The sequence below is a fragment of the Rhizobacter sp. P1_G5 genome (assembly GCF_056405435.1).
In genome coordinates this window covers 1-6,923 of record NZ_JBFUCB010000309.1, presented here as the reverse complement: position 1 = coordinate 6,923, position 6,923 = coordinate 1, and the positions used below count along the sequence as shown (strand labels likewise).

9 protein-coding genes are annotated in these 6,923 nt (G+C 67.6%); 3 read left to right on the top strand and 6 right to left on the bottom strand.

Features of this window, described 5'->3' with window-relative positions; all coding sequences use genetic code 11:
* The coding region (locus tag AC1D12_RS20030; RefSeq protein ID WP_477842452.1) for a carbamoyl-phosphate synthase domain-containing protein at positions 1 to 739 on the bottom strand (739 nt) is incomplete at its 3' end.
* 127 nt (positions 740 to 866) lie between these two features.
* On the opposite strand from AC1D12_RS20030, the gene bfr reads away from it, so the two are divergent.
* On the top strand, positions 867 to 1,346 hold the full coding sequence (gene bfr, locus AC1D12_RS20025) for a bacterioferritin (protein ID WP_477842450.1): 480 nt from the start codon (positions 867 to 869) through the stop codon (positions 1,344 to 1,346).
* Positions 1,347 to 1,467: 121 nt separating this feature from the next.
* Positions 1,468 to 1,674, top strand: a complete 207-nt coding sequence (locus AC1D12_RS20020) for a (2Fe-2S)-binding protein (protein WP_052213119.1) — start codon at positions 1,468 to 1,470, stop codon at positions 1,672 to 1,674.
* Here the strand turns inward: AC1D12_RS20020 and AC1D12_RS20015 are convergent, their stop codons facing one another.
* Positions 1,675 to 2,076, bottom strand: a complete 402-nt coding sequence (locus AC1D12_RS20015) for a GlcG/HbpS family heme-binding protein (RefSeq protein WP_047511508.1) — start codon at positions 2,074 to 2,076, stop codon at positions 1,675 to 1,677.
* Positions 2,077 to 2,273: 197 nt separating this feature from the next.
* Between AC1D12_RS20015 and AC1D12_RS20010 the strand changes: the two genes are divergently transcribed.
* Positions 2,274 to 2,981, top strand: coding sequence for a Bax inhibitor-1/YccA family protein (locus AC1D12_RS20010; protein WP_052213048.1), 708 nt, complete (start codon positions 2,274 to 2,276; stop codon positions 2,979 to 2,981).
* Positions 2,982 to 3,046: 65 nt separating this feature from the next.
* On the opposite strand, the gene rlmD is transcribed toward AC1D12_RS20010, so the two are convergent.
* From rlmD to AC1D12_RS19990, 4 genes are all read right to left on the bottom strand, one after another.
* On the bottom strand, positions 3,047 to 4,390 hold the full coding sequence (gene rlmD / locus AC1D12_RS20005) for a 23S rRNA (uracil(1939)-C(5))-methyltransferase RlmD (RefSeq protein ID WP_477826656.1): 1,344 nt from the start codon (positions 4,388 to 4,390) through the stop codon (positions 3,047 to 3,049).
* A 30-nt stretch (positions 4,391 to 4,420) separates the two neighbouring features.
* On the bottom strand, positions 4,421 to 5,479 hold the full coding sequence (gene rpoS, locus AC1D12_RS20000; RefSeq protein ID WP_477826655.1) for an RNA polymerase sigma factor RpoS: 1,059 nt from the start codon (positions 5,477 to 5,479) through the stop codon (positions 4,421 to 4,423).
* A 35-nt stretch (positions 5,480 to 5,514) separates the two neighbouring features.
* Entirely contained in the window at positions 5,515 to 6,441 is a 927-nt protein-coding gene (locus AC1D12_RS19995) for a peptidoglycan DD-metalloendopeptidase family protein (RefSeq protein ID WP_477842448.1), read from the bottom strand.
* 14 nt (positions 6,442 to 6,455) lie between these two features.
* Positions 6,456 to 6,923: protein-L-isoaspartate O-methyltransferase family protein (locus AC1D12_RS19990; protein ID WP_477842446.1), on the bottom strand; the 468-nt coding region annotated here is incomplete at its 5' end.

Below are 6,923 nucleotides of genomic sequence, written 5' to 3'. Positions count from 1 at the left end.
TCCATTCGGTCTCGGTCCAGTCGTAGGGCTTGGTCTCGCTGACCACCTTGGCCAGGTCGAGCCCGGCCATGCTGGGCGCGGCCTTGGCCTTGGCGATGGCATCGTTGCGGATCGCATCGGTCACCACCTGGCCGGCGGCCAGCGTGACGATGCAGCCGTTCTGCGCGCCGCGGGTGCGCAGCACGCGGGTCAGGCGGCGGGTGTCGATGTTGGCGATGGCCACCGTGCCTTCGCGTTGCAGGTACTGCGCCAGCGTCATGGTCTGGCGGAAGTTCGACGCGAGCAACGGCAGATCCTTGATGATCAGGCCGGCCGCGAACACGCGGCTGGCTTCCACATCCTCATCGTTGACACCGTAGTTGCCGATGTGCGGATAGGTCAGCGTGACGATCTGGCGGCAGTAGCTCGGGTCGGTCAGGATTTCCTGATAGCCGGTCAGCGCGGTGTTGAACACCACTTCGCCGATGGTCTCGCCGGGCGCACCGATCGAGACGCCCTGAAAGACAGTTCCGTCCGCGAGTGCCAGCAGAGCCTGTCCTGGGTTTGTCAGCAGTTGAGGCGGCACACGTATCTCCGTTGGTGCGCGCCCAGCTCTGCTCATCTCGAGCGTCGGACCGGGGAGAAAACTGGGGGAGTTTTCGACAGGAAACGGCGAGGGTTTCGCTGGGGCGGGCGGGTTGCAGGTAAACCGCGGGATTATAGACGAGCTTCGAGGGTTGACCCTGAGCCGCGCAGGCATCACACGAATGCGAGCGATTGCCGCTTGCAACGCGAGCACATCGCTCGGATTTGCGCTTCGTTGCGGGCTGTTCGGCTCTGATAATGCGCGCTGATCCGACCTCTCACCCAACAAGAAGGAGCCACACATGAAGGGCGACCCGAAAGTCATCGAACACCTGAACGCGCAGCTGAAGAACGAGCTCACCGCGATCAACCAGTACTTCCTGCACTACCGGATGCTGAAGCACTGGGGCCTCGACAAGCTCGCAGCCAAGGAATACGCCGAGTCGATCGGCGAGATGAAGCATGCCGACCAGCTGATGACGCGCATCTTCACGCTCGACGGGCTGCCGAACCTGCAGGACCTGGGCAAGCTGATGGTCGGCGAGGACACCGTCGAGATCCTGCAATGCGACCTGAAGTCCGAACAGGGCGCGCAGGCCACCATCAAGGACGGCATCGCCCACTGCGAGACGGTGCGCGACTACGTCTCGCGCGACCTGCTGCAGGGCATCCTCGACGACACCGAGGAGCACATCGACTTCCTGGAGACGCAGCTCGACCTGGTGGACAAGGYCGGCCTGCAGAACTACCYCCAGTCACAAATGGGTGAAGTCGAGGCCTGAGCCCCCGTGACCGATTCCTCGCACCCCCGCGGTGCGGGGATGTCCTCGGCCTTGAGTTGCGAATCGTTCTTGTTTAAGATGCACTCCATCGGCCCTCGCTCGGCGGCCGGGAGTGCATCTGATGATCGTGTGTGTCTGCGAACGCGTATCCGACAGGGACATCGAACGGCATGTTCGCGGTGGCTGCGACAGCTTTGATTCGCTGCAGCTGGAAACCGGCGTCGCCACCTGCTGCGGGCGCTGCGAAGACTGCGCCCGCGAGGTGTTCGAGACCGCCACCGGCGCGCAAGGCGGCATGGCGATCATCCCGCTGAAGATCGCTGCCTGATCAGAGCGCGGCGATCCCTGCCTTCGCGACCTGCACGTCCTCGCTCGATTTCACGCCGCTGACCCCCACCGCACCCACGCACTGGCCCTGCACCAGGATCGGCACGCCGCCTTCGAGCATGCCCTCCAGCGTCGGTGCGCTCAGGAACGCGCTGCGGCCCTGGTTGATCATGTCCTCGTAGACCTTGCTCTCGCGCCGGCCGACCGCCGCGGTGCGGGCCTTGCCCGGGGCGATGTGCGACGAGATCGGCGCGGCGCCGTCCAGCCGCTGCAGCCACAGCAGGTGCCCGCCGTCATCGACGATCGCGATCGTCACGGCCCATTGGTTCTTCAAGGCCTCGGCCTCGGCGGCGGCGGCGATGCGCTTCACGTCGTCGAGGGTCAACACGGGTTTGCTGTTCATGCGCAGGGGCAGGAGTTGGGAAAGCCGCACTGTAGTGCGTCACGCCGGCCGCCACCAAGGCCTGCCCGGGCAGATCACCCCTGCGCCGGCGCCAACGAATCCACGGGCGGTCTTCATGTCCGCTCATGTCACGTGTAACCGGGAACTACAATGCGCCGTCCGGGTCCACACCCCTGGTTCCACCCCCTGGAGGATTCATGAACGACAACCTGCAAGCCGCCTACGGCGACTACCTCGGCTCGGTTCCGAGCGCTGAACAGCGCAACCGGGTTCTTCGCAACACCTACTGGATGCTGGCACTGTCGATGGTGCCGACCGTCATCGGCGCCTGGGCCGGCATGGCCTTCGGCTTCGCCGACGTCGCGCGTGCCAGCCCGTTCATGACGCTGGCGCTGTTCTTCGGCGGCGCGATCGCGTTCTTCTTCGCGATCGACAAGACCAAGAATTCGCCGACCGGCGTCGTGCTGCTGCTGGCCTTCACGTTCTTCATGGGCGTGATGCTGTCACTGACGATCGGGCGCGTGCTCGGCAGCTACAAGAACGGCGGCCAGCTGATCATGATGGCCTTCGGCGGCACCTCGGTGGTGTTCATCTCGATGGCGACGCTGGCCACGACCATCAAGCGTGACATCTCCAGCTGGGGCAAGTTCCTGATGGTCGGCGTGATCGGCCTGATCGTCGCGAGCATCGCCAACATCTGGCTGCAGATGCCGGCGCTGTCGCTGACCGTGTCGGCCCTCGCGGTCGTGATCTTCTCGGCCTTCATGCTGTACGACCTGAAGCGCGTGGTCGACGGCGGCGAGACGAACTACGTGACCGCGACGCTCGCGATCTACCTGGATGTCTACAACGTCTTCGTCAGCCTGCTGAACATCCTCGGCATCTTCGGCGGCGACCGCGAATAAGCGCATCCGCTGACCGCGCAAGAAAAAGGGCCCTCCGGGGCCCTTTCGCTTTTTGGTGCTGCCGATCAGCCCCGCTCGAACACCGCCATGCTCTCCACATGCGCCGTGTGCGGGAACATGTTCACCGCGCCGGCCGCCGTGCAGCGGTAGCCCGCCTGATGCACCAGCAGCCCGGCATCGCGCGCCAGCGTCGCCGGGTTGCAGCTCACGTAGACGATGCGCTGCGGCGGCACGAATCCGGGCGCCAGCGCCGGATCCGCATGCAGGTCGGCCAGCGCCTTCGCGAGCGCGAACGCCCCTTCGCGCGGCGGATCGACCAGCCATTTCTGCGCATTGCCATACCCGGCCAGTTCGGCCGGCGTGATCTCGAACAGGTTGCGCGCGACGAACGAGGTCTTGTGCGCGAGCCGGTTCACCTGCGCGTTCTCGCGCGAGCGCGCCACCAGCGATTCGCTGCCTTCGATGCCGAGCACCTCGCGCGCCTGCGTCGCGATCGGCAGCGTGAAATTGCCSAGSCCGCARAACCAGTCGATCACCCGCTCGTCGACCCCGGCCGCGAGCAGCTTCAGCGCCCGCGACACCAGCACCTGGTTGATCTGGTGGTTGACCTGCGTGAAGTCGGTCGGCTTGAACGGCATCGTGATGCCGAACTCCGGCAGGTCGTAGGCGAGTGGCGGGCCGTCCGCATCGAGCAGTTGAACCGTGTCCGGCCCCTTGGGCTGCAGCCACCACTGGATGCCATGCGCCGCCGCGAACTCGCGCAGGCGCTGCAGGTCGCCGCCGCTCAGCGGCTCGAGGTGCCGCAGCACCAGCGCCGTGACCTCGCTGCCGATCGCCACCTCGATCTGCGGCAGCCGATCACGCTGGTCCATCGCGCCGATCAGCGTGCGCAGCGGCAGCAGCAGATCGCTCAGGTGACGCGGCAACACCTCGCAGCTGTCCATGTCGGCCACATAGCTGGACTTGCGCTCGTGGAAGCCCACCAGCACCGTGCCCTTCTTGACGACGTGGCGCACCGACAGGCGCGCCCGGTAGCGGTAGCCCCAGGCCGGCCCCTCGATCGGCCGCAGCACGCGCTCGGCCTTCGTCTTGCCGAGGTGCCACAGCGCGTCTTCGAGCGCCCGCTGCTTGGTCGCGACCTGCGCGCCCACATGGAAGTGCTGCATCTTGCAGCCGCCGCAGGTGCCGAAATGCCGGCACGCCGGCGTCACGCGCTGCGAGCTCTCGCGGCGCAGCGCCGTCATCGTCGCCTGCTCCCAGTTGTTCTTGCGGCGCCCCACGCTGACCTGGACCTGCTCACCGGGCAATGCGCCCTCGATGAACACCACCTTGCCTTCCGCGTTGTGCGCCACGCCTTGCGCTTCGAGGTCGAGGGACTCGACCGTCAGCCATTCATCGCTTGCTGTCATCCCTCGATTGTCTCAGCACCGCAGGGGTGCCTAGAAAATCGAGTCGCGATCGATCCCGCTGCGCGCCATGCGGCGCTTGAGCTTCACCAGCGCCTCCTGCTGGATCTGCCGGATGCGCTCGCGCGTCAGGCCCAGCCGCTCGGCCAGCACCTCCAGCGTCTCGGGTTCGCGGTCGCGCAGGCCGTAGCGGCCCGACAGCACCTCGCGCTCGCGCTCGTTCAGCTCGTCCAGGCCGTGCTGCAGCAGCACGTCGATCTCGTGGTTCAGCGTGGTCGACAGCGGATCGCTCGCGCCTTCGTCGGCCACGCTGTCGATCATCGATTCGGAGTTCTCTCGGTCGATCGGCGCATCGAGCGAGGCCGGCAGCTCGGCGAACTTCAGCAGCTCGCTCACCTCCTGCACCGGCCGGCCGACGCGCTGCGCGATGTCCTCGACCCGCACCGGCTTGTCGGTGCCGTCGCCATGCGTGCCGTCGGCCTCGAGCGCGCGGCGCGCCTTCAGCACATGATTGAGCTCGCGCACCACGTGCACCGGCAGCCGCACCAGCCGGGCCTGGTGCATGATCGCGCGCTCGATGCTCTGGCGGATCCACCATGAGGAGTAGGTCGAGAAGCGGAAGCCACGCTCCGGCTCGAACTTGCTGATCGCATGCATCAGCCCGAGGTTGCCCTCCTCGATCAGGTCGGTCATCGGCAGGCCGCGCCCGAGGTAGTTCTTCGCGATGCTGACCACCAGCCGCAGGTTGCGCTCGATCATCGACTGGCGCGCACTGAAATCGCCGGCGCGGGCCCGCGTCGCGGTGTCGAATTCTTCCTGCGGCGTCAGCAGCGGCGCGCGGCGGATGTCGCGCAGGTAGGTCTGCAGCGTGTTGCCGACCTCGCCCTCGCCCGCCGCGATCTCGATCACCGGACGCACGTCGTCGGACGGCAGCTCGGCGTGGTCGTGCGGATCACCCTGCGGATCGGCCTCGGCTGCGGATTCCACCGGCTCGGCCTGCGCCGCGTCCACCTTCAGCGCCGGCAGCGGCGGCCGCGCACCGGTGTCATGGCCCAGCGCATGCCCGTTCAGTGTGCTGCGCTTCTTGACCATGCTGTTGCCCGGGCTGGTGGAAGGTGGGCCGCGCCTCAGCGTGGCGGCAGGAGCTTGGCGGGATCGATCGGCCTGCCGAGCTTGCGGATCTCGAAGTGCAGCGCCACCCGGTCGGAATCGGTGGCGCCCATCTCGGCGATCTTCTGGCCGCGGCGCACGGTCTGGTCTTCCTTGACCAGCAGCGCCTGGTTGTGCGCGTAGGCCGTCAGGAAGGTGTTGTTGTGCTTCAGGATCACGAGGTTGCCGTAGCCGCGCAGGCCGGAGCCGGCGTAGACGACGCGGCCATCGGCGGCCGCCAGCACCGGGTCGCCGGGCTTGCCGGAGATCGACAGGCCCTTGCTGCGCACGTCGTCGAAGCCGGCCACCACCGCACCGGTGGCGGGCCACTGCCAGTTGATGTCGTCGTCATCGCGCGCGGCGGGCGGCGTGGCGGCCGGGGCCGTGGCAATCGCGACCGGCGTCGTGGCGGCCGAAGCCCCCGACGCGGGCCGCGGCGCATCGAGCGGCTTCACGTCGACCTTTGCAGCCGTCACGCCGCGCGTGGCCACCGCATTCGGGTCGGCACCCGGCGGCACGACGCGCAGCACCTGGCCGACCTCGATGACGTTCGGGTTGTCGAGGTTGTTCCACTTGATCAGGTCTTTCCAGTTCTGGCCGGTCTCGAGCCCGATGCGGATCATCGTGTCGCCCGGCTTCACCGAATAGAAGCCCGGCTTGCCGGCGTTCTCGGCGCCGGGCAGCGGCTTCACGGCCTCCGGCGTGCCGACCACCGGTGCCGGTGTCGCGACCGCCGTACCGCCGGCCGTCGTGACCGGCGCCCGCGTGCCACCACGATCCTCGACCGGCGCGTGGTACTTCGGCGACGAACAGGCCGCGAGGGCAAGCGCCGCCAGCACGATCGCGATCGCTCGGGGGCCGGTCGAATGGCGGCGCGCGGCCGCGGGAGTCGAGGTGCTTGCCATCACTGCCACTGTCATCAATCCGTTCCTGATTTTAGGGGGACGAACAGCACGGCCTCATGAACCGCGCGCTCGTATCCACCCTCTGTTCTGTCGACCACCACCAGCACCTGGCCCTGCCCTGCAGCCCGCTGCACCGGGGCCACCAGACGGCCGCCGACGGCCAGTTGATCGAGCCAGGCCTGCGGCAGATTGTCGCCGCCGGCCGCCGAGATGATGCTGTCGTACGGCGCGTTCGGCGGGTGGCCCCGCATCCCGTCACCATACACCAGCCGGATGTCCGTCAAGCGCAACGGCGCCAGCAGCTCGCGCGCCTTGTCGTGCAGCGGCTTGAGCCGCTCCACCGACAGCACCTGCCGCGACAGCTGCGCGAGCACCGCCGCCTGGTAGCCGCAGCCGGTGCCGATCTCCAGCGTGCGGCCCAGCGTGCGCCGCGCGCGTGCGGCGGGGCTCGCCATCAGCAGCTCGATCATGCGCGCCACCAC

Coding starts and splice junctions, on each gene's coding strand:
- AC1D12_RS20020 (WP_052213119.1), top strand. CDS start 1,468: ATGATCGTGTGTGTCTGCGAACGCGTATCCGACAGGGACATCGAACGG.
- AC1D12_RS20015 (WP_047511508.1), bottom strand. CDS start 2,076: ATGAACAGCAAACCCGTGTTGACCCTCGACGACGTGAAGCGCATCGCC.
- AC1D12_RS20010 (WP_052213048.1), top strand. CDS start 2,274: ATGAACGACAACCTGCAAGCCGCCTACGGCGACTACCTCGGCTCGGTT.
- rpoS (WP_477826655.1), bottom strand. CDS start 5,479: ATGGTCAAGAAGCGCAGCACACTGAACGGGCATGCGCTGGGCCATGAC.
- AC1D12_RS19995 (WP_477842448.1), bottom strand. CDS start 6,441: ATGGCAAGCACCTCGACTCCCGCGGCCGCGCGCCGCCATTCGACCGGC.